The sequence below is a fragment of the Acidobacteriota bacterium genome, from assembly GCA_016196035.1.
In the GTDB taxonomy this organism is placed as follows: Bacteria; Acidobacteriota; Blastocatellia; order RBC074; family RBC074; genus JACPYM01.
The window spans coordinates 1-21748 of sequence record JACPYM010000066.1; the positions used below are offsets into that span (position 1 = coordinate 1).

A 21748-nucleotide genomic window follows, 5' to 3' on the forward strand; every position below is an offset into this window, starting at 1 on the left:
AACGATATGCTTTCTACACACGGATGGTTGCGCTTGGGACTCCTTTCGAGTTTCGTCACCCAAAAGGATAACCCGCTACAACGCAATCATCCGTTTCTTTTTCAATGACCGAGCTTACCCACAAAATCCAGTGGGATCAGAAGTTTGAGGAAGAAGCAGATTGTTTACAAGGCGCTCCCCATGGCATTAGAGAGGAGAGGCCTTGCTTAGCTGAGGGGCCTTGCGGTGGTGTTGCGCAGGTTCCGCCCCGCAATGGTTGTACGCCAGCCGATGGTACTGAGTGTGATTTTGGAGACCTCCTTTTACCATCTGGAAATAATGGGGATCTTTGTTGTAAGGCTTCCCCTATCCTAATTGACCTTTCCGGAAGAGGGTTTAGCCTTAGCGATGTTGTTGGTGGAGTGCCGTTTAACTTAACCGGTAGCAATCCTAGCCTTCAGGCTGCCTGGCCGACCCAAAGTTCTGGCAATGCCTGGCTGGCATTAGACCGTAATGGTAATGGAACCATAGACGATGGCTTGGAATTGTTTGGCAATTTCACCCAACAATCACCTTACTCTGACGGTGAGAATGGTTTTCACGCATTAGCCGAGTTTGATAAGCCGGAGAACGGCGGTAACGAAGACGGCTGGATTACCAGCGCTGACGGTGTGTTTGCGTCTTTGGCAAGACATTAACCACAATGGAATTTCAGAGCCAGCCGAGCTACTTACCCTTGCTTCGCAAGGCATTACGATGATCTCTTTAGAGTATGTTTCGACGCCGATAGCTGATCAACACGGTAACCAATTCTTGTTTAAGGGGAGAATTATTACGGCAAATGGTGAAAAGGTAATTTATGATGTTTTCTTAAAGTCGGCAGTCATTGCACCCCGTCAGTGGCAAGTCCTAAGGAGTTCAAACAATACCTTGCTAGACCCGCCCCCAACCTTTGGAATTACGAGCGACCTGCCAGTACCGGCTGATTACGATGGTGATGGCAAGGCCGATAGAGCAGTCTGGCGGTTAAGCGATGGTAATTGGTTCATCGTGAAGAGTTCAAATGACACAACTACTGCTGTGATTACGTGGGGAATCTCCGGTGATGTGCCAGTGCCAAAAGATTATGATGGTGACGGTAAAGCCGACCTAGCTATCTGGCGGCCATATGAAGGTAATTGGTACATCAAACGCAGCAGTGATAGTCAATATCAGATTACTCAGTGGGGAGCAGCTTATGCCCCGTACTACGATGTGCCGGTACCCGCTGATTATGATGGCGATGGTAAGGCTGATTTGGCTATTTGGCGTCCCATCGAGGGTAATTGGTACATCAAGCAGAGTAGCAATGGCGCGAGTGTCATAAAGACCTGGGGTACATCTGGTGATGTTTTAGTGCCAGCTGATTATGATGGTGACGGTAAAGCTGACTTAGCCGTCTGGCGACCAGCAGAAGGTAACTGGTACATCAAACGCAGTAGTGATGATCAGTATCAGATTATTTCGTGGGGCGCTGGCTTCGACCCCTATTTCGATATACCTGTCCCCGCCGATTATGATGGCGATGGCAAGGCCGACGTCGCGGTCTGGCGGCGAAGGGAAGGCAACTGGTACATCAAGCAGAGTAACAATGGCGCAAATGTGATAAAGCAATTAGGAGTAAATGGCAACATGCCGATACCACGAGATTATGATGGTGACGGTAAAGCTGACTTGATAGTGTGGTGAGTAGGTATACCACAAATATGACTATTAGTTGTTACCTTGATTACGGTATGAACTTATGCTTTACAAAGTTGCTCATGCATATGGTGGGTAGCCATGCAGTATGACAGCCTGGAACAGCGGTAATTACCCGGACATATTGGCTGTCACACTTTACCACTCATTGCCCAACGCCCCAGTTTAATCCTCATCTACAACGCTTTCACTTCCAGCGCCGCCGCGCCCAATGCGCAGAACACGCGATTGAGTTTGACCAACACGCATCCGGTCAACAAAAGCTATGTGCATCTGTTTTTTGTGGAGGGCGCGTCGTGCAGCGTGGCGGATGGCTTTGTGTGTCTGACGCCGAATCAGACGACCAGTTTTCTGGCTTCGGATTTGGATCCGGGGACGAGCGGTTACGTCGTCGCTGTGGCGGTGGATGCGTTGGGCTGCCCGATCAGTTTCAACCATCTGATCGGCGATGAATTCGTAAAATTCAGCAGCGGTCACGCGGCCAATCTGGGCGCTGAAGCGGCGACGGCGATTGCGGGCGGCTTGCCGCTTTGCGATGGCAATACGACGACGGTTGAGCTGCGTTTTGATGGGAGCAGTTACAGCCTGCTGCCGCACGTGCTGGCGGTGGACAATCTGGCTTCGCGCGCGGATGGCAACGAGACGCTGCTGATTTTGAATCGCATCGGCGGCAGTCTGGCGACGGGCGCGGCGACGTTGGCGAATGTGTTTGGGATTCTTTATGACGATGCCGAAGCGCCGGTGAGTTTCAGCTTCGCGGCGGCGACTTGCCAGTTGCGCAGCGTGTTGTCGGGCAGTTCATTGCGCACGGTGCCGCGCTACGAGCAATTCATCCCGGCGGGCCGCACGGGTTGGTTGAAGGCTTCGGTGACAAATTTGGGCGCAATGACGGGCGCGGTCTTGAACTTCAATGAGAATGCGACGGCGCGGGGCGGGGCGTTCAATCAGGGCCACAACCTGCACAAGCTGACGACGACGAATGCGGGGGCGGTGACGATTCCGGTGTTCCCGCCGGGCTGTTGAATCAATGGATGTTTGTGTCAGTAGCCCGCGTGTAAGCAAAGGCCCGACTAGCCTACAGCGGTTTTCAGTTGAGTGAGTAGATAGGAAACGATTTTGCCCAATGTTTATAGGCTTTCGAAGTTTTTACTTCTACTTATTCCAGCGAAAACCGCTGTAAGCAAGCCCTTGCTTACGGCTTGTCATTACCAAAATCTGTGCACGAATCCAGCCCGCGAATGCGGGCGGCAGCATAAAGCCTGGGGCGGAGGCGTCAGCCGGAACCCCAGGACGGCGCCAGATGCAGCCCCAAGCCTGCGAAGTGGGCGGCAGACTTGCGCGCAGTGGAGCACGATCTGCCGCCCGCCATCGCGGGCTGGGCGCGTAATCGCCAATGTTCCCAGGGTTCCGCGCCACCGCGCTCCACCCTGGGCTTTACACTGCCGCCCACATCCGCGGGCTGAAAACCAGGCGCGCGCGATTCGTGCACAGATTTGGGTAATGACGAGACTTACGCGCGGGCTACTGACACCGTACACTGACATGAAAACCGATCTTAGCTTACCTGCTTCGTGCGCTTCATTGCTTCGTAGTGCAAGGCTTGTAAAATGCCTGGGCGGCGTTGCTGTGCATTCAGGCGTGGCAGCGCAAAACCCGAAAAGGAGATGTTTCCGTGTCGCTCCAACCATACTCATTCAAATTGACAGCGCTGGCGTGCGCGCTTTGGTTCAGTGTTTTGACGCCATCAGCACGAGCGCAAAACCAGCCCTTCGTCGCCAATTATGACGAAGCCAAAGTCGGCAGTTACGAATTGCCCGATCCTTTGCGGCTCGCCAACGGCAACGCTGTCACCGATGCCAAGGCCTGGCGCGCGCGGCGGCAAGAGATTTTGCGACTCTTTGGCGAGCACGTGTATGGCTTCACGCCCGCGACAAAAACGCGCATTGCGTTTGCTGAAACCAAACGCGACGAGAATGCGCTGGGCGGCTTGGCCGTGCGCCGCGAAGTCACGGTGTATCTGCTTGGACGCAAGGACGGCCCGCAAATGCATCTGCTGCTCTTTGTGCCAAAAGCGGCCCGGCAGCCTGCGCCTGTGTTCATGGGGTTGAGCTTCAACGGCAACCACGCCGTGCATCCTGATCCCGGCATCACGCTTTCGACCGCGTGGCTGCCCAATACCAGAGACGGCGGCGTCGTCAACAACCGCGCCACTGTCAAAGCGCGCGGCAGCGAAGCCAATCGTTGGGCCATCGAAATGATCGTCAAACGCGGTTACGCCGTCGTGACAGCCTATTGCGGCGATTTGTTCCCCGATCACAACGAAGGCCTGAAAGATTCGATCATCCCACAGCTTTATCGAAACGGGCAGACGGCGCAGGCCGCCAACGACTGGAATGCGCTGGGCGCGTGGGCGTGGGGGATGAGCCGCGCAATGGATTACATCGAAAAGGACAAGACGCTCGATGCCCGGCGTGTCGCCATCATCGGGCATTCACGGCTGGGCAAAGCTACGTTGTGGGCGGGCGCGCAGGATGAACGCTTTGCGCTGGTCATTTCCAATGAAAGTGGCGAAGGCGGCGCGGCGCTGGCGCGGCGTAATTTCGGCGAGACGGTCGAACGCATCAACACCAGTTTCCCATACTGGTTCAACGCCAATTTCAAACAGTACAACCGCAACGTCGCGGCGCTGCCCGTTGATCAACACATGCTGCTGGCGCTGATTGCGCCGCGTCCGCTTTACGTCGCTAGTGCCGTCGAAGACCAGTGGTCAGACCCGCGCGGCGAATTCCTCTCGGCCAAAGCGGCTTCGCCAGTGTATCGCTTGTTGGGCACGGATGGCCTGGGCACGACCGAGATGCCGGGCTTGCAGCAGCCAGTCATGACGACCATCGGCTATCACATCCGTGCGGGTAAGCATGATGTCACCGAGTACGATTGGGAACAGTATCTGAACTTCGCCGATAAACATCTGCGGACGAAGAAATAATGTACAGCCGGCTGCCAGCCGGCTGAAAGTTCGCGCGAATTTGGGGCTGGCTTTCGGCCTTACAACGTCTGAGCAGGCAGTTGGCTGGCAGCCGACTGTACATTGCGGCAAACAAATGATGAGCTTTGTTGACATCCTCATGCTGGCGCTGCGCAATTTGCGCCAGGCCAAACTGCGCACGGCGCTGACCGTCATCGGCGTCGTCGTCGGCGTTGCCGCGATTATTACGATGGTCAGTTTCGGCATCGGCTTGCAGCGCAACATCATCGGCCAGGCCTTTGCGCGACTGGATGCCTTCACTGCAATCACCGTGTTGGGCGCGGATACGGAAGACCTGCTGGCGTTGAACGAAGGGCGCACCGCGTTGGATGAAGACGAAGAGGGAGCCGCAAAGCCTGGGAATGCCGAAGCCGTAGCCAGCCCCGCGCCGAGTGCAACTCCGGCCAGCAATGGCCCACCGAATGCGCCCAGCCGGCCGCGCCGCGTGTTGGATGAAACGACGCTCGCCGAGATTGGTAGGCTGAAGGGCGTGCGGTTTGTCGCGCCAATTGTGACGTTCAATTGCTTCACGCGCTTTAACGACCGCACGCGGGTGCAAACGATTGCCGGGGCGACGGTGGGCGATGATCCGCGTTTCAAAACCTTTCTGGCGGGCGGCGGTTTCCGCACTGCCGATGCGCACGAAGCCGTCATCAACGAAAACTTCCTCACCGCGTTTTCGCCGGAAGCCTTTCGCCGTCGCCGTAATCGCCGGGGCGGGCCACCACAAGGCGGGCCGTTTCAAGCCACTTCGACCAAGAGCGATGAAGAGCGCGTGCGCGATGCGCAAGCCGCCCTGGGCAAAGAGCTTACGCTGCTCTCGCAACCCGGCGCAGCAAGTGTGACGGGCAGCATCTTTGGCATTCCGTTGCTCAATCCCGCTTCGACACCCATTGGCGTGGCTGATGACAGCCGCCTTGAGAAACATGCCTTTCGCATTGTCGGCGTGCTGAAAACCGAAGGCGGCTTGAATTTCAGCCCCTTCGGCAATGCCAATTTCTTTTTGCCGCTGGAACAGGCCAAACGCTTGCGGCTGGCGAATCTGTCGCCGATGGAACGCATGGGCGAGGCGCTGACCGGGCATGACGATGTGCCTAGCTATCGCGCGTTGGAATTGCGCGTCACCGATCCGAGCCAGATCAAACCCGTCACCGCCGCCTTGGAAAAGCTGGGCCTGCGCGCATTTTCAGTCACGACCCAACTCGAAGAGATCGAACGCATCTTCCTGATCATCAACAGCAGTCTGGCGTTGATTGGCGGCATCGCCTTGCTGGTGGCGTCGTTCGGCATTTCGAACACGATGATTATGTCCATCCGCGAACGCACGCGCGAGATCGGCATTATGAAAGCCATCGGCGGTTCGGACGGCGAGATCATGAAAATCTTTTTTGTCGAAGCCAGCCTGATTGGCCTGCTGGGTGGGACGTTGGGCGTGCTGGCGGGCTGGGGCGTAGACCGTTTGGCCAACACGCTGGCCAACCAGTGGATCGTGCGGCAAGCAGGCCAAACCATGCGCCACATCGAATTCTTTTCGATCCCCTGGTTTTTGTCGGGCGGCGCGATCCTGTTCGCCGTGTTCATCAGCCTGATTGCGGCGATCTATCCGGCCTCGCGCGCCGCCAAAGTAGACCCGATCAAGGCACTGCGCTATGAGTAATGCAGTGCCGGTTGTGCAAGTGAATTTTACGTTGGCTGGGCCGTCGAGATTCTTTGTCGAAGCGGTTGACTACACGGGGTTTCGGCCAGAGAATCACCGCCGTAACGAAACAAATTAAGCACCACTAGAGAGCAGTTGCGACGCGCGGGCGAGGCGCGTCCTACTCCTCTCAAAACGAAGAAAAATACCCCCCCTTCCTGAAGCAACATTCGGAGGGAACCATGAAAGTCCATCGTATTGTGCGGCGCTTTGTGCGGCAGCTATGCGGGCAAAGCTGTCTGGCGCTGCTGTGGTTATTGGGCGTGGCTGCCCTTGTGCAAGCCCAGACCGCCAGGTCTGCGAACGAGGCTGTGCTCAGCCTCGACACGCAGGTTGTGTCGCTGACCGTCACCGTCAGCGACAAACAGGGCCGCCATGTGTCCGGCCTGGAGCAAGGCGCGTTTGCCTTGTTTGAAGACCAAGTGGCCCAGGAAATCAGCTACTTCACCAATACCGACACACCGGCTTCGATTGTCGTCGTGTTCGATTTGTCGGGTTCGATGCGCGACGAAAAGATCAAACGCTCCCAACTGGCGCTCGAACGCTTTTTGCAGAACTGCCACGCCGATGACGAGTATTCGTTGATCGGGTTCAACGACCACGCCTGGGTGGCGTTAGACCGCACACGCGATCCGCAGCAGTTATTGCGGCAATTCAGTAGCGTGAAACCGGAAGGGAATACGGCGCTTTATGACGCCGTCGCGTTGGGCTTGCGGCAGTTGGAAAAGGCTCGTTATCCCCGGCGCGTGCTGTTGGTCATCAGCGATGGCGACGACAATCATTCGCGCGCCAGTTTGCGCCAGATCAAACGCCAGGTGAATGAATCCGCTGCGTTGATCTATGCCATTGGCGTGCATGATTTTTCGTTGCGCAACCAAATCGGCGGATTGATTCTGCACGAACTGACAGAGCCGAGTGGCGGCAAGGCGTTCTTCCCGAAAGATGGCGAGGCCATGTCGGAGGCGTTTGAAAAGATCGCGCTCGAATTGCGGCAGCAGTATTCCATTGGCTATACGCCGTCGAATTTTTCCGCCGACGGCAAGTGGCGCAAGCTGAAAGTCAAAGTCACACCGCCTCCCGAAACGCCGGGCATCGTCGTGCGCGCCCGCGTAGGCTATTACGCCAATCCCAAACGACCCGGGGCCGCTGCCGAAGAAGTCGAAGCGGCGCATCGCTAGTCGTTTTGTTGGATGGTTGCCGGCGGGCGAACGATCAGCGCGTCTTCGACGTGCGGGTCACTGTGCAAAGTGATGTGCACCGGGCAGCGGTTGGCGATGTAAAGCAAACGTTCGCGCTGCTCTTCGGTCACTGCGCCGGTGACGTAAATCAAGCGGCTGATGTGTTGAATCTCTTTTTTCGCGGCCTTCTGTTCGTCGCTGCACGATTCGCAATCGTCCGCGTGAATGCGGTCGAAACTTAGCAGCACCTCGACCTCGGTGATTGGCAGTTGCTTGCGTTCGATATACATCCTGAGCGTCATCGCCGTGCACGCGCCCAACGCCGAGAGCAGCAATTCATACGGCGACATCCCTTCATCGGTGCCACCTGCTTTGACCGGCTCGTCGGCCACCAGCGTGTGCGCCCCCGCCGTGATTTGGGTGCGGAAGCCATCGGCCAGCGCCAGTTTTACGCGAACATCATTCATTGTGCTTCCTCGGAAAAGACCCGCCGCAGATTATCGCAGAAAGGCGCAGATCAGCGTTTGTCTGCGATAATCTGCGGCTCAGGTTTTCGTTGCTTCAGAGGCGCGCCATCACAACAGTGGCAACTCTGCCGTGAGCAGTTGCAGCCCCAGAATTTTCCAGCGCGCAATCGCCGCGCGGATGTCGTCTTCGGTCGTGCGCGGATTGATCGTGCACATGCGCAGCACCGTTTGGCCGCGCAGGATCGTCGAACTGGCGAAGGCAAACCCGTCTTCGCGCACGGCATTGACGAGTTGCTGATTCAACCTGTCGAGTTCACTTTCGCCCACACCCACAGGCGCAAAGCGAAAGGCGACGATGCCCAGCGTGGCGGGCGAAACGATTTGCCAGCAGGCGTCTTCGCGCAACACTTGCTCGGCCAATTCCGCCAATTCCAGCCCGCGCGCCACCGCCGCGCGAAAGGCCGCGACGCCAAAGGCCTTGAACGAGAGCCACAATTTCAACGCGCGGAAGCTGCGCGTCAGTTGATAACCCTGCTCGTAAAAATTGACCTCGGCCATATTGAGTTGCGTGTCTTCCAGATATTCCGGCAGCACGTGAAAGGTCTGCTTCAACCAGCGCACATCGCGCACCAGCACGCAGCCGATTTCGTAGGTCTGAAACAGCCACTTGTGCGGATCGAGCGCCAGCGAATCCACTTCGCCCAATCCCGCCAATAATGCTTGGCCGCGTTCGCACAACACCGCCGCCACGCCATACGCGCCGTCAACGTGCAGCCATAAATCTTCAGCGCGGCAAAACTGCACCAGTTCCGGCAGCGGATCAATCGCGCCTGTGTTGGTCGCCCCCGCATTGGCGATCACGCAAAAGGGCCGCCTGCCATTGGCGCGGTCAGCGGTGACAGCGGCTTGCAACGCGGCCAATGGCAGGCGATACGCCGCATCGCTCGGCAGCTTGCACAACTGTTCGGGCGCAAAGCCCAACACGCGCAAGGCACGTTCAGAGGCCGAGTGCGTTTGATCTGAAAAGTAAACGACCGCATCGGCGAAGCGGTCATTCAGCTTGACGTGGCGCGCCACGGCCAGCGCCGTCAAATTGGCCGCTGACCCGCCCGACACGAAATGCCCGCCCGCCGTTGCAGGCAAGCCGCACAATTCGCGCAACCAATCCACCGTTACCAATTCGATTTGCGCGGGCGCCGAACCGCCCAGCCACGAGCCTACAAAAGGATTGAAGCCGCTCATCAGCACATCGGCCAGCACGCTGACAAAATTGACCGGCGTCGGGATGAAGGCGAAAAAACGCGGATGCCCGATGTTGCCCATAAACGGCCAGACATCGCGCTGCAATTGCGCGAAGAGTGTTTCAATGCCGGTTGGCGCTTCGGGCAAGGGCTCGCGCAAGCGGGCTTCGAGTTCGGCGCGCGTGCCGACGCGGATGGCGGGTTTGTCGTTGAGTTGTTCAAAGTGGGCGACGATCTCGTCAATGGCTTGGTAGCCGAGACGGCGCATTTCTGCGGGTGAGAGATCGAGTTGATCGTTGTTGGGCATTACTGGTTAAGGCGCGATCTGAACGTTCGGGTAGCGCTGAATCTTCCCATCCAGCGTGACCAGCAGGCAGCCGTAAATTCTGGCCGTGGCGACAATCAGTTGATCCGCTGGATCGCGATGGAAATTGCCGGGCAGATGATTGGACTCGACCGCAATTTCCGGTGTCAGGTCTAGCAGTTGGATACCCGGTTCAGCCAAGGCAAAGTTGAACCAATCTTTGATCGGGAAAGGCAGCGGCAATCTACCCAACAGGTCGAGTTTCGCCACCTCCCAGCACGAAAAGACGCTGACTCCCAGCCCTTGCGTGACGTGTGCTTGCACATAGGCTCGCTGCGCCGCCGGAAGCTGACTATCCCGATGCACCCACCAAACCCAAATATGCGTATCAAGCACGATCATCGGTAAATTTCCCAATCACTTTCCGGCACGGCAGGCTCAAAGGGGTCGTGGTAGACGATGGGCATACCGCGCAATGGATAGCGCTCTGCTTCATTCTTCGCGTCAGTCTCGGCACTTGGCGCTTGGAAAAAACTTGAACGCACGATGACCTCGACCCGTTCTCCGGTCAGGAAAGGCAGATTGCTCAAGGTCAAGCTGCCGTCCGGCGCGACTGTTGTTTCGACACGATAAGCTTGCATTGTTTTCTCCATTAAACACTTCCTACTAAACAATCCACCCGCCGCCAACCACTACATCACCATCATAAAACACCGCTGCCTGTCCCGGCGTGACCGCGCGTTGTGCTTCATCAAACGCCACCAGCACGGAACCATCCACTTGTTGCGTTAGCGTCGCCGCCGCCTCTTCCGCACGCGAACGAATCTTGACCGTGACGCGCAATGGTTTGGTCAACGCGGCCACAGCGATCCAATTGACGCGCCGCACGATCATGCTGGTCTTGAGCAAATCATCCACACCGCCAACCACCACGCGGTTGCGTTTGGCGTCCACTTCAATCACGTAAAGCGGATCAGGCGAAGAGATGCCCAGGCCGCGCCGCTGGCCGACGGTGTAACGATGAATGCCGGTGTGCCGGCCCAAGACCTGCCCGCTGACCGTGATGATTTCGCCCGGCGCGAGCGCGGCATTCAGCACCGGCAACGTCTTCACGTTCGGCTTTTCTTCGGCCAGATAGCGTTCGATAAATTGTGCGTAGTTGCCGTCCGGGATAAAGCAAATCTCCTGGCTTTCGGGTTTGTGCGCGGTCGGCAACCCGGCGGCGGCGGCGATGTTGCGCACTTCCTGCTTGGTCATTTCGCCGAGCGGGAACATGGCGTAGCGCAACTGCTCCTGCGTCAGTTCAAACAGGAAGTAGGATTGGTCTTTGGCGTGATTGACCGCGCGCAGCAACAGCCAGCGGCCCCGCGCTTCGTCGTATTGCACACGCGCGTAATGGCCGGTGGCGACTTTGGTGGCGTCGGCGGTCTTCGCCAATTCGACCAGCTTGTCGAATTTCAAAAACGAATTGCAGGCCACGCACGGGCTGGGCGTCAGGCCGTTGAGGTAGTTGTTGACGAACGGACTCACCACATCGCGCTCGAATTCATCTTCGAGATTAACGACGTAAAAGGGGAAGCCGAGCTTGTGTGCCACCGTGCGTGCGTCATACAGGTCGTCGAGCGAGCAGCAGCGCGACGGCAATGGTTCGCCGTCCGGCCCGACGTTGATGCGGCGCTGGTTCCAGAGCTGCATCGAAAAGCCGACCAGTTCGTGTCCTTGTTGTTGGAGCAGCGCGGCAGTGGTTGAACTGTCAACGCCGCCGCTCATGGCTACTGCGATCATAGATAAAATCTTCTTTCAACTTGGTCTGGTTTCAAGCATTGCCACCCGGCTAGCCAAATCAGCCCGCTCGCGTCGTTCGTTGAAAATGTCATCACGTAACAGGCTAACATCGCGGCGAATTTCACGGACGTAATCTTCCAGCGCGCCCAATCGGTCTTCAATTCCGCCTATCCGGTTTTCTAATACGGTAAAGCGTGCGTCAAAGTTGGCTGGCAAAGGTTGTGTGTCATACGCCTTTGCCTCAAGCCGCTCCATGCGCCCGTTTAACTCGCCCATGCCCCGGTGTAGCAAGAGCAGTAATTCACGGTCAGACAATTCTTGAGTATCGCTGTCTTCGGTCATTGGCATTTTCCTTTCGCTTGGCAACATCCTCGACACCCATGCTGTTTCCAACAATCCATTTCGGATGCTAAGATGCCCGCTCATATTAGCACACACCATCATCAATGCAGGGACTGAACTAGAAGACATGGCACAAACCAAACCCAACAGCGGCACGCTCAAAACCGAACCCAAGAGCGCGACCATCGAAAAATATCTCATCAAAAAAGAGCCTTACTACCTCAACATCAAAGACGAAGCGACGATCTTCGAGACGGCGTTTCAATCCAAACTGCCCGTGATGTTGAAAGGCCCGACCGGTTGCGGCAAGACGCGCTTTGTCGAAGCGATGGCCTACCGCCTGGGCCGCCCGCTGATCACCGTCGCTTGCCACGAAGACCTTTCGGCCACCGATCTGGTGGGTCGCTTCCTGATCGAAGCCGAAGAGACCGTCTGGCACGACGGCCCGTTGACCACCGCGCTCAAACACGGCGCGATCTGTTACCTTGACGAAGTCGTCGAAGCGCGCAAAGACACCATCGTGCTGATTCACCCATTGACCGACGACCGCCGCGTGTTGCCTGTCGAAAAGCTGGGCCAGTTGTTACAAGCGCCTGATGAATTCATGCTCGTGACCTCGTACAACCCCGGCTATCAGAGCGTGCTGAAAGACTTGAAACAATCCACGCGCCAGCGCTTCCTTTCGATTGAATTTGATTACCCGACTGCCGACAAAGAGACCGACATCGTCGCGCACGAAGGCGGCGTCAACGAAGCCACCGCGCGCGACCTGGTCAAGATTGGCGAGAAGGTGCGCAACTTGAAAGGCCACGGCCTGGAAGAAGGTGTTTCGACGCGCTTGCTGGTGTACGCCGCGCAATTGATCGCCAAAGGCATTGACCCGGTGACCGCGTGCGATGTGGCGATTGCCAGCCCGATTACAGACGATGCCGAATTGCAGCGCGGGATTCGGGAGATCGTGACGACGGTGATTTAGCGACCAATGATGAAAGCATGACGCCTTACAAGGAATTCACGCGGCGGTTCAAACTGCTGATCAGTAAGAACCCTCATCTCATCACGACAACCCTGAGTAACATTTTTACGATGAGGTTGATTGGCAACAAAACGTATGGCGACTTGGCCGAGATTGCCATTGCTGAATTCATCAATCAGTTCATGTACGATTTCAAATCCGTGCACGTCGGCAAAGACCTGTACCGCTCCAAAGCGCACGAAGAAGACATCAAGATTATCAATGAAGTCACACGCGACGAGTTTCCAGTCAGCCTCAAAGCATATGGAGAAGGCCCATTACAACTTTCGACCGACAAAAACTTCATACTGTTTCCGGCCTTGCAGAAATTTGGGCAGGTGATTGAAGGTGAACGGCAGCTTGGCGCGTTGTGGGCGTCTCCGGCCTTTCGTGATTTCGGCAGCCTGAATATCCTGCCTTTGATATATGACGAAAGAAACAAACGCTGCAATATCCTGGTGTTTGATTACGAAGCGGCTAGGCTGAATGTGCAGCGCGTTGTCTTGGAAGATGAAGGCAAGGGCAGAAAGCATCCGGTCTATCGTTTCTACGATGGCGACGGTAACTATGTATGCGAGGTGCGTTATGGCGGCGGTACTGCCAACGCTTTGCAACGAGGGCTTTGGACGCATACCAGAAATGGGTTGAAGTACTTTGATAGTGTGACTAACGGCTGGATTAGTTATTCCCACAGCCAAGTGTTGGTCAGACTCTTCTCGCACGCTCTGATTGCCACCAACAGCGGGCATCAAGCCGCGCTAGATAATCTCAAAGAAGACATCGAATCACAGAAACAAACAGCGAGCCTTATCTGATATGCAAGCACTTGCTTTATTTGATGACCTGGTTGTGACCGTTCCGAAAACGGAAGGGATTAAGTATGCTGGGTCTAAATTAAAGCTGTTGCCGCACCTCCTTTCGCTGGTTCAACAAGTCAATCCCAAAACGGTGTTTGATGGTTTTGCCGGGACTACTCGTGTTTCTCAAGCGCTGGCGCAAAGCGGTTACACCGTGATTGCCAATGACCTGGCGGTCTGGTCAGAAGTTTTTGCGACCTGCTATCTCTTGAATGATTACCCGGCTGCGCATTACAAAAGGTTGATAGACCATCTGAATCAGCTTCCACCTGAAGATGGCTGGTTTACCGAACTTTATGGAGGCGACGCATCTGAAGTTAGTTCCACTAGCCAGGATGGTCTCAAGAAACCATGGCAAAGCCACAACACACGGCGGCTGGACGCGATACGAAATGAGATTGACGGTCTTGCCTTATCCAACGCGGAGCGCGCGGTGCTCTTGACCAGTTTGATTTTGGCACTGGACGAGGTTGATAGCACCTTGGGGCACTATGCGGCTTACCTGAACGAATGGTCACCGCGTTCTTACAACCGTTTGCGGCTCAAGGTGCCGCAGCTTATTCCCAAGCGGGCAGCACATTCAGTTCACCGCCAGGATGTCTTTGAATTGTTGGCTGATGTTGAGGCTGACTTGGCCTATTTTGATCCGCCTTATGGGTCTAACAATGAAAAGATGCCGCCCTCGCGGGTGCGTTATGCGGCTTATTACCACCTCTGGACAACAGTCTGCTTGAATGACCGCCCACCTGTGTTTGGCAAGGCTAAACGCCGTGCAGATACTTCGGACGTTGTTGCTCCCTCGGTTTTTGAAGAGTTTCGCTGTGATGCCAATGGGCATTTCATTGCGCTAGACGCCATTGAACGCCTGCTCAAGTTGACCAAAGCGAAACACATTATTTTGTCGTACAGTTCGGGTGGGCGGGCGACCGCCGCAGGCTTGAATAATGCGATCAGCGCGGCTGGACGGCTGGTTGATGTGATAGAAGTTGATTACCGCAAAAACGTCATGGCCGGTATGCGGTGGACTAACGAATGGGTGCGCGAGGCTGAAGCCCCCAATCGGGAGTTTCTTTTCTTAATCGAGAAGTAGCGCTGTTTTATGTCTGAAGAACGCAAAAGTTTAACCGGTTCGTTGCTGAAAGGCCTGACCGGAAAAGCCGTCGAAGGGCTGGCCCGCAGCGTTGGCCTCAATCCGCACGACCACGCCTGGGTGACGGTGGACATCGGCGCGTCGCTGATGAGCGTCTCGCCCAAGGTCGCGCTGGATTTTTTTAAGGCCGCTAAAGAAGTCGCGCCGCTGCTCGAAAACGGCGACCTGCGCGCCTGGGCCGAATTGGGCAAACGCATCGCGCTGAATAACTCCGAAGAGGCGGGCGATTTCTTCCGCGATTCGGCGACGACGCTGGCGGCGCTGCCGCCGCAATTGCGCGCGCAACTGGTCGCGCTTTGTTCCAAACAGATCGTGCTTTCGCCGCAGGCCGCATTGACGACCTTTCGCACCGCGCCGCGCACCGCCGTGCAATTGGGCGATGAGGCTTCGGCCACGCGCCTGTTCGGCATCGCCGTCGAAGTCGCGCACCGCTCTGTCAAACACAGCACCGAAGTCCTGACCGCCGCGCCCACCGCATTGGCCGCGTTGCGCAAGTTGGAAACGCCCGACGCTGAGGTGTCGCCGACGCAGGCCGTGTTGAATCTGGCTGAAAGCTTTGCCCAGCGCACCGGCGCGACCGCCGCCGAATTCCTGACCGCGATTGGCGAGGGGCTGAATTTCATCACGCGTCCGGCTGATGTGGTGGCGCTGTGCGAACAGACGGCCGTCTTCCTTGAACGCGGCGGCGCGACGGCGCTGCAATACTTTCGCTCGGCGCGTTCGGTGATCGAATTGGGCGGCGCGCAGGCCTTCGACAAATGGAACCGCGTCACGCGCAAGGTCGCCGCCGAAGGCAACGCCATCGTTTACGACTTTCTCAAGCTCACGCCCAAAGTCCTTTCGACGCTCTCGATCACGCAGCGCCGACGCATCACCGAACGCATCGGCGCCGTGCTGGACATCGTCGAAGAGTTGGCCGACGCGAATGTGTATGTCGCGCTCGAGTGCTTCAAATCCTCGCCGCGCGCGCTGTCCGCCGCCACGATGGATCAGTTTCAAAGCTGGGCGCGCGAAGGCGCGGAGTTGCACAAACAGGATCGCCGCCGCGCCCAGGCTTATTACGCGCTCGAATCGAAAAGCAGCCAGGATAGCCTGCGCGGCGCGCACGACGGCGTCGCGCTCGAATCCATCTCGCACCTGTTGCGCCTTTATGTCGAAGGGCTGACCGGGCGCGAGATGATGATCGCGCCGCTCGGTCAAATCCCAGACGAATCGCGCATCAACGACGGCCAGACGATTCAACTGCCCTCGGTCATCGCCGAGTTCGGTTCGCCCGAATCCGATTTCAAGCTATACAAAGCCCTCGCCGCACACGCCGCCGGCCAGGTCGAATTCGGCACGCGCGACATCGGCACCACTGATTTGCGGGCCGCGCTGCACTCGATTGACGGCCACTTTGAAGACGTGTTCCAAAAGCAGCTTGCGCAACAGGCCATCGCCGAACTCAAAGCCGATCCTGAATTCGTGCAGTATTCAAACAGCGAACACCTGCGCGCGCTCACGCGTCCGCCCTTGCGCGAAGAGCAGGTCGAGTATGCTGACTACAAAACCGTCCTCTCGCGCTTTCCCAATTCGTTGCTCGCGGCGCGCATCTTCACCACGCTCGAAAACGGGCGTATTGATTGGCGTTTGCGCACGGCCTATCGCGGCATCCGGCGCGATCTCGATTTTGTGATGCGACACCTGATCGAACGCCGCCCGCCCATCGCCGAACTCACCATCGAGCAAACGCTCTATGAATTGCTCTTTCAAATCACGCTCTGCGGCGGCGTGATTGACGACATCGCGCGCCGCGCATACTCGCAAGTCATCCTCGAAATCGAAGCCATCGTCGCCGAATACCTGCGCGGCGCTGAGGCCTCGGTCGCCGATACGCTGCTCGCCACCAAACGCGTTTACGAACTGATCGGCCAGGCGCGCAACCAGCAGGAAGCGCAAAAGGACGCCGAGGCCGACGAAGAAGAAAAGGACGACGACGAGGACGACAGCGAGGGCGACAGCAAAGACCAGCAACAGACTCCCGCGCAGCAGCAACAGCGCGCGCCCGAAGTTTTCAACCAATGGTCGCAAGTGGTCGAAGACGTCATGCCCAGCGATTCGGAACTGCTCAACGAACTGATGAACGCCGAATCGAGCGAGCAGGACTTGCAGGAAGGCGACGAAGTATTCTTTTACGACGAATGGGACAGGGAACTGGGCGATCACCGTGCCAAATGGTGCCGCGTCATCCAACGCGAAAACCGCAAGGGCCACCGCGAGTTTGTCGAACAGGTGCGCGCCCGTTATTCCGGCGTGATCTCTTCGATCCGCCACCAATTCCAGATGCTCAAGCCCGAATCGTTGCGCAAGATCAAAGGCGAACTCGACGGCGAAGATTACGATTTGCAGGCGCTGATTGATCATTACATTGACCGCAAAACCACAGGCCGCCCGTCTGATCGCCTCTACATCCGCCGCATTCGCCGCGAACGCGATGTCGCCGTCTCTTTCCTGCTGGACATGTCTTCGTCCACCGCGCGCACGATCTCGCGCCACCCGAATCAGCCTTACACGCGCCCCGGCCAAAAGATCATTGACATCGAAAAGCAGGGCCTCGTCCTGATGAGCGAAGCCCTCGAAGCCGTAGGCGATGCCTATTCGATCTCCGGCTTTACCAGCGAAGGCCGCCGCAACGTCAAATACTTCGTCATCAAACGCTTCGGCGACCGTTACAACGAGACCGTCGAACGCCGCATCGGCGGCATCACCTACCACAACAACACCCGCCTAGGCGCCGCCATCCGCCACGCCGCCGCCGAACTCGAACGCCAGGACGCGCGGACAAAGCTGCTGATCGTGCTGTCGGATGGACGGCCCTATGACCACGATTACGGCGATTCCCGCTACGCCCGCGAAGACACCAAGATGGCCCTGCGCCAAACCAAAATGCTCGGCATCACGCCGTTCTGCATCACGATTGACCGCGAATCGGAAGCCGAGTTGAAGGATTTATACGGCGAAGTGGGCTACACGATTATTGATGATGTGATGAGTTTGCCGGAGCGGTTGCCGGGGATTTACCGGCGGCTGACGACGTAGCCTTCGTGACGCAATGGAAATTAAGAACCAAATTCTTACCGGAGATTGCAAAGTAGTGATGCAGAAGTTTCCTGCCAACTGCCTCTCTGCTTGCATTACTGACCCGCCCTACAACTACGAATTCATCGGCCACAAATGGGACGCGGCGGAAATCGAAAGGCGAGTGAGTCGAGTACAAGACAGCAAAACCCTGGTTAAAAACATTCCCTATGGCAGCGGCCTGGCTGGTGGCGTAAGAAACGCACGCTGGTATAACCGCGTCCGGCAAAACATTCTGGATTACGAAGAATGGTGTTACGAATGGGCGGTGGAACTATTCCGGGTTTGCAAAGAAGGAGCCGTCGTCGCGGCCTTCAACAGCACGCGCACGATGGCCCATTTGCAAGTGGCATTGGAGCGCGCTGGCTTTTATGCGCGGGATTGCATCGTTTACCGCCGCCCCAGCGGCATCCCGAAAGGTTTGAACCTGCAAGCAAAGTTAAAGCAGATGGGCGTCGAAGAACATCAGGAATGGGAAGGCTGGCATAGCTGTCTCAGGAGTGAATGGGAAGCCATCGTGGTCGTGCAAAAGCCCCTCATCAACAATTATGTCGAGACCTTGTTGAAGAATGGCGTCGGGTTATTTCGTGCCCTCAATGAAGACGGGTCGTTTCAATCTAACATCATCGAGAACATCCCGCGCGATGCCGAAGAGCAGGAAAATGTTCATTGCACCGTCAAACCCCTGGCCTTGATGGAAAAGCTGGTTCAAATGTTTGTGCCTGCCTCGCCAGAGCATCTGGTGCTTGATCCGTTTGCTGGCTCCGGGACAACGCTCGTAGCTGCCAAGAAGCATGGTTGCAGCTACGTTGGAATTGAAACTGTACCTGAGTATGTAGCGATAGCGAGAAAGCGGCTTGGTCAGATTGAGCGGCATAAGGTGACAAGAAAGAAAGCGCCCGCTAACGGCTTACCTTATACGCCGCCGCTTTGGCTTGAAGAAACTGTTTGAGGTCAAACCCTGTCAACTGCTGAATGAAATTGTAAGTAGCATTGCCCGTCAGCACCTGCCAACCGCTTAGCAGACAAGCGTTGATGGCATTCCCAAGATTATCCTCCCGCACGATCAACAAGATCGGTTGATAGTTCTGCTCAGTGAGCAATTTTCCATAGCCCTTGAACTTCTTCAGTGTGCCGGAGTCGCCGGAGCCAATGCGGTATTTGGTGTCAATCGCTTGGCGATCAACGATAAAGTCGCAAGGCTCATCCGCTCCGATCCGCAAGGCTGGTTTGAAGCCTGGACAAGTCTGGCGGCATAGTTCAATCACCAGCCGTTGCCAGCACATGCCCAACTCGCGCCCCCAGTATTGACGGTTTTCCCGCTTCAACTCAGGCGTAATAGCAAAAGCCGCCATCAATAGATCAACCTCGTTGTTTTCTTCCTGGTAGGTTTTGCGGGAGAACGAGTCCTGATATTGGCTCAGAATTTGGCCGAGGGAGGTTTCAATTTTTTCGCTTTCGTTCATTGCGCTCTTTCAGGCAATCGCTCAATTTGACGCCTAATGCTGCTGCGATGCGGTTGGCGTTGAGCAGCGTGATATTGCGTTCGCCACGTTCGACTGCGCCGATATAGGTGCGATGCAAGCCTGCCAGATCAGCCAGCGCTTCCTGCGATAAGCCTTGAGCAAGGCGTAATCTTTTGATGTTGTCGGCAAAAACTTGCGTCACATCCATACGCCACATTTAACCCCAGTGATGACTATCAGGCGACAGACTATGAGTAGCATCGTGAATGTGCTACATTCCGCGCGGCTCAGAATTGGAGGGTTTGTCGTGAAGGAGTGGAGTGATGAAGTTTGATGAGTTGGATGAAAAGATGCGCGTCTACGAAACCGCCCACGATCATTGCGCCGTGCCGGGGATGTTTCTGGCCGCGCGGATTGACGGGCGCAGCTTCACGCGGCTGACGCGCGAGGTGCAGCAGTTCGAGGCGCCCTTTGATGAACGCTTCCGCGATCTGATGGTGGCAACGACGGAGCATCTGATGCAGTGCGGCTTTCGGGTGATTTATGGCTACACGCAAAGCGATGAGATTTCGCTGCTGTTTCATCCGCTCGAAAATGCTTTTGGCCGCAAGCTGCGCAAGTACGATTCGATTCTGGCGGGCGAGGCGAGCGCGAAGTTCGCCTTGCTGCTGGGCGCGCACGCGGCGTTTGATTGCCGGTTGTCGTTGCTGCCCAATGCCGGGCTGGTGCGCGATTACTTCCGCTGACGCAACGAGGACGCGCACCGCAATGCGTTGAATGGCTGGTGTTACTGGACGTTGCGCAAGGACGGTTTGGATGTGACGCGGGCGACGAAGCAGTTGGAAGGCATGTCGGTGGCAGCCAAGAACGAGTTGTTGTTTCAACACGACATCAATTTCAACGACGTGCCGAACTGGCAAAAGCGCGGCAGCGGCTTGTATTGGGAAAGCTACGAAAAGCCTGCCCTCAATCCGCAGACGGGCGCACAGGTCTTTGCCCTACGGCGGCGCATCAAGGTAGATTACGAACTGCCGATGCGTGATGCTTACAGCGAGTTTGTGTTGAGTTTGTTAGCGCGGGAAACCGCCGTCACGCTTCAGCCCACACCTTATGAATAAAGTCTCCTGGCGATTGGTTTCGATTTTGGGAGCGTTGACGGCGTTCGGCTCGCTCTCGATTGATATGTATTTGCCGAGCTTTCCGACGCTCGAAAAAGAATTGCGCGCGAGCGGTTCCGCCGTCCAGTTTTCGCTGGCGGCGTTTTTTATTGGGCTGGCGTTGGGACAGGCGTTTTACGGGCCGTTGGCGGATCGGTTCGGGCGTAAGCGTCCGCTGTATTTTGGCGTCGCGCTTTATGTGGTGGCGTCGGTGGGTTGCGCGTTGGCTCCGAATATCGAGAGCCTGATTGCGTGGCGTTTTGTGCAGGCTGTGGGCGGCTGCGCGGGGATCGTGATTGCGCGGGCGATGGTGCGCGATCTGTTCGATCACCATTCGTCAGCAAAGGTCTTCTCGTTGCTGGTGCTGGTGCTGGGCGTGGCGCCGATTCTGGCGCCGGTGCTGGGCGGCTATGTGCTGAAAGCTTATGGCTGGCGTGCGATCTTCGTGATTCTGGCGGTGTTTGGCGTGGGCTGTTTACTAGCGGCAATTTTCGGTTTGCAGGAGACGTTGCCGGAAGCGGCGCGGCATACACACGACAATCCGATTCGCACGGCAGTGCGCGTATATGGGCAGTTACTGGTTGACCGGCGGTTTAATGGTTATGCGCTGGCAGGTGCCGTGGCGCAGGCCGGGCTGTTTGCGTACATCTCGAATTCGCCGTTTGTGTTCATTCAGTTCTATGGCGTGCCGGAGCAGGTTTTCGGAATCCTATTCGGTGTGAATGCATTTGGGTTGATCGCCGCTTCGCAAATCAATCATCGGCTGCTGGCGCGCTGGAAGCCGGATGAGATTTTGCATTGGGTAGTGTTGCTGATCGCATGTTTCGGCTTGGTGATGTTGCTGATGGCATGGACGCGCTTGGGCGGGATGTGGACGGTCTGGCCGCCGCTGTTTGCCTTTGTGTCGGCGCTGGGGTTTTCGTTCCCGAACATGATTGCGGGCGCGATGGCGCATCAGGCCGAACGTGCCGGGAGCGCTTCAGCGTTGGTGGGCACGTTACAGTTTGGGGCAGCGACGTTAGCAGGTTCACTGGTGGGCGTGTTTCATAATGCATCGGCGGTGCCGATGGCGGCGGTGATTGCGGGTTGTGGCTGTTTGGCGCTGTTGCTGCACCGGATAATGATTCAGCCTTTGGTGCGTGAATTGGGGCAAGTAGAGGTGGAAGAGGAAGTGGATTTACAAATTGTGGATTGATGAGACTGATGCGGTACCGGGAGCGGTAGCGACC

The 21748-nt window shown here is 56.7% G+C and carries 20 protein-coding genes and 1 pseudogene; 13 read left to right on the plus strand and 8 right to left on the minus strand.

What is annotated here, in order from left to right; genetic code table 11:
• Positions 1-104 precede the first annotated feature (104 nt).
• The 6 genes from HY011_20295 to HY011_20320 all read left to right on the plus strand — a co-directional run bounded on the left by HY011_20295 (position 105) and on the right by HY011_20320 (position 7618).
• Positions 105-677: a hypothetical protein gene (locus tag HY011_20295; GenBank protein ID MBI3425281.1), complete on the plus strand. Its 573-nt coding sequence runs from the start codon at positions 105-107 to the stop codon at positions 675-677.
• A gap of 58 nt (positions 678-735) precedes the next feature.
• The gene (locus HY011_20300) at positions 736-1707 is read left to right on the plus strand and encodes a VCBS repeat-containing protein (protein ID MBI3425282.1); all 972 of its coding nucleotides are present in this window, start codon (positions 736-738) and stop codon (positions 1705-1707) included.
• A gap of 240 nt (positions 1708-1947) precedes the next feature.
• On the plus strand, positions 1948-2742 hold the full coding sequence (locus tag HY011_20305) for a hypothetical protein (protein ID MBI3425283.1): 795 nt from the start codon (positions 1948-1950) through the stop codon (positions 2740-2742).
• A 676-nt stretch (positions 2743-3418) separates the two neighbouring features.
• Positions 3419-4705, plus strand: a complete 1287-nt coding sequence (locus HY011_20310; protein MBI3425284.1) for an acetylxylan esterase — start codon at positions 3419-3421, stop codon at positions 4703-4705.
• 115 nt (positions 4706-4820) lie between these two features.
• Positions 4821-6401, plus strand: coding sequence for an ABC transporter permease (locus tag HY011_20315; protein ID MBI3425285.1), 1581 nt, complete (start codon positions 4821-4823; stop codon positions 6399-6401).
• A gap of 221 nt (positions 6402-6622) precedes the next feature.
• Entirely contained in the window at positions 6623-7618 is a 996-nt protein-coding gene (locus HY011_20320; GenBank protein ID MBI3425286.1) for a VWA domain-containing protein, read from the plus strand.
• On the opposite strand, the gene HY011_20325 is transcribed toward HY011_20320, so the two are convergent.
• The 6 genes from HY011_20325 to HY011_20350 all read right to left on the minus strand — a co-directional run bounded on the left by HY011_20325 (position 7615) and on the right by HY011_20350 (position 11757).
• Entirely contained in the window at positions 7615-8085 is a 471-nt protein-coding gene (locus HY011_20325; GenBank protein MBI3425287.1) for an OsmC family protein, read from the minus strand. The genes HY011_20320 and HY011_20325 overlap by 4 nt on opposite strands.
• Before the next feature lie 108 nt (positions 8086-8193).
• On the minus strand, positions 8194-9633 hold the full coding sequence (locus HY011_20330) for an aminotransferase class V-fold PLP-dependent enzyme (protein MBI3425288.1): 1440 nt from the start codon (positions 9631-9633) through the stop codon (positions 8194-8196).
• A gap of 6 nt (positions 9634-9639) precedes the next feature.
• A complete protein-coding gene (locus tag HY011_20335; GenBank protein MBI3425289.1) occupies positions 9640-10032 on the minus strand; it encodes a type II toxin-antitoxin system VapC family toxin in 393 nt (130 codons plus the stop codon).
• Positions 10029-10271 (minus strand): hypothetical protein, encoded by a 243-nt coding sequence (locus HY011_20340; protein ID MBI3425290.1) that lies wholly within the window; start codon positions 10269-10271, stop codon positions 10029-10031. The genes HY011_20335 and HY011_20340 overlap by 4 nt, the downstream gene beginning before the upstream one ends.
• A 25-nt stretch (positions 10272-10296) precedes the next feature.
• Positions 10297-11415: a tRNA 2-thiouridine(34) synthase MnmA gene (gene mnmA / locus HY011_20345; protein ID MBI3425291.1), complete on the minus strand. Its 1119-nt coding sequence runs from the start codon at positions 11413-11415 to the stop codon at positions 10297-10299.
• 15 nt (positions 11416-11430) lie between these two features.
• The gene (locus HY011_20350; protein MBI3425292.1) at positions 11431-11757 is read right to left on the minus strand and encodes a hypothetical protein; all 327 of its coding nucleotides are present in this window, start codon (positions 11755-11757) and stop codon (positions 11431-11433) included.
• A gap of 127 nt (positions 11758-11884) precedes the next feature.
• On the opposite strand from HY011_20350, the gene HY011_20355 reads away from it, so the two are divergent.
• From HY011_20355 to HY011_20375, 5 genes are read left to right on the plus strand one after another with little or no spacing between them, the layout of a single operon-like run.
• Positions 11885-12733, plus strand: coding sequence for a CbbQ/NirQ/NorQ/GpvN family protein (locus tag HY011_20355; GenBank protein ID MBI3425293.1), 849 nt, complete (start codon positions 11885-11887; stop codon positions 12731-12733).
• Positions 12649-13587 (plus strand): hypothetical protein, encoded by a 939-nt coding sequence (locus HY011_20360; protein MBI3425294.1) that lies wholly within the window; start codon positions 12649-12651, stop codon positions 13585-13587. The genes HY011_20355 and HY011_20360 overlap by 85 nt, the downstream gene beginning before the upstream one ends.
• Before the next feature lies 1 nt (position 13588).
• Positions 13589-14719, plus strand: coding sequence for a DNA adenine methylase (locus tag HY011_20365; protein ID MBI3425295.1), 1131 nt, complete (start codon positions 13589-13591; stop codon positions 14717-14719).
• Positions 14720-14728: 9 nt separating this feature from the next.
• Positions 14729-17857 carry a VWA domain-containing protein gene (locus tag HY011_20370; protein MBI3425296.1) on the plus strand — a complete coding sequence of 1043 codons (3129 nt, stop codon included), beginning with the start codon at positions 14729-14731 and terminating at the stop codon, positions 17855-17857.
• A 13-nt stretch (positions 17858-17870) separates the two neighbouring features.
• Positions 17871-18848, plus strand: coding sequence for a site-specific DNA-methyltransferase (locus HY011_20375; GenBank protein MBI3425297.1), 978 nt, complete (start codon positions 17871-17873; stop codon positions 18846-18848).
• Here the strand turns inward: HY011_20375 and HY011_20380 are convergent.
• Together HY011_20380 and HY011_20385 are read right to left on the minus strand one after the other, a co-directional pair.
• Positions 18799-19362 (minus strand): restriction endonuclease, encoded by a 564-nt coding sequence (locus HY011_20380; GenBank protein MBI3425298.1) that lies wholly within the window; start codon positions 19360-19362, stop codon positions 18799-18801. The two genes, HY011_20375 and HY011_20380, sit on opposite strands and share 50 nt — an antisense overlap.
• A complete protein-coding gene (locus tag HY011_20385) occupies positions 19340-19570 on the minus strand; it encodes a helix-turn-helix transcriptional regulator (GenBank protein MBI3425299.1) in 231 nt (76 codons plus the stop codon). Before HY011_20385 ends, HY011_20380 begins: the two co-directional genes overlap by 23 nt.
• A 115-nt stretch (positions 19571-19685) precedes the next feature.
• Between HY011_20385 and HY011_20390 the strand changes: the two are divergent.
• Positions 19686-20480, plus strand: a pseudogene (locus HY011_20390) (guanylyltransferase).
• Entirely contained in the window at positions 20473-21714 is a 1242-nt protein-coding gene (locus tag HY011_20395) for a multidrug effflux MFS transporter (protein ID MBI3425300.1), read from the plus strand. Before HY011_20390 ends, HY011_20395 begins: the two are co-directional and overlap by 8 nt.
• Positions 21715-21748 lie beyond the last annotated feature (34 nt).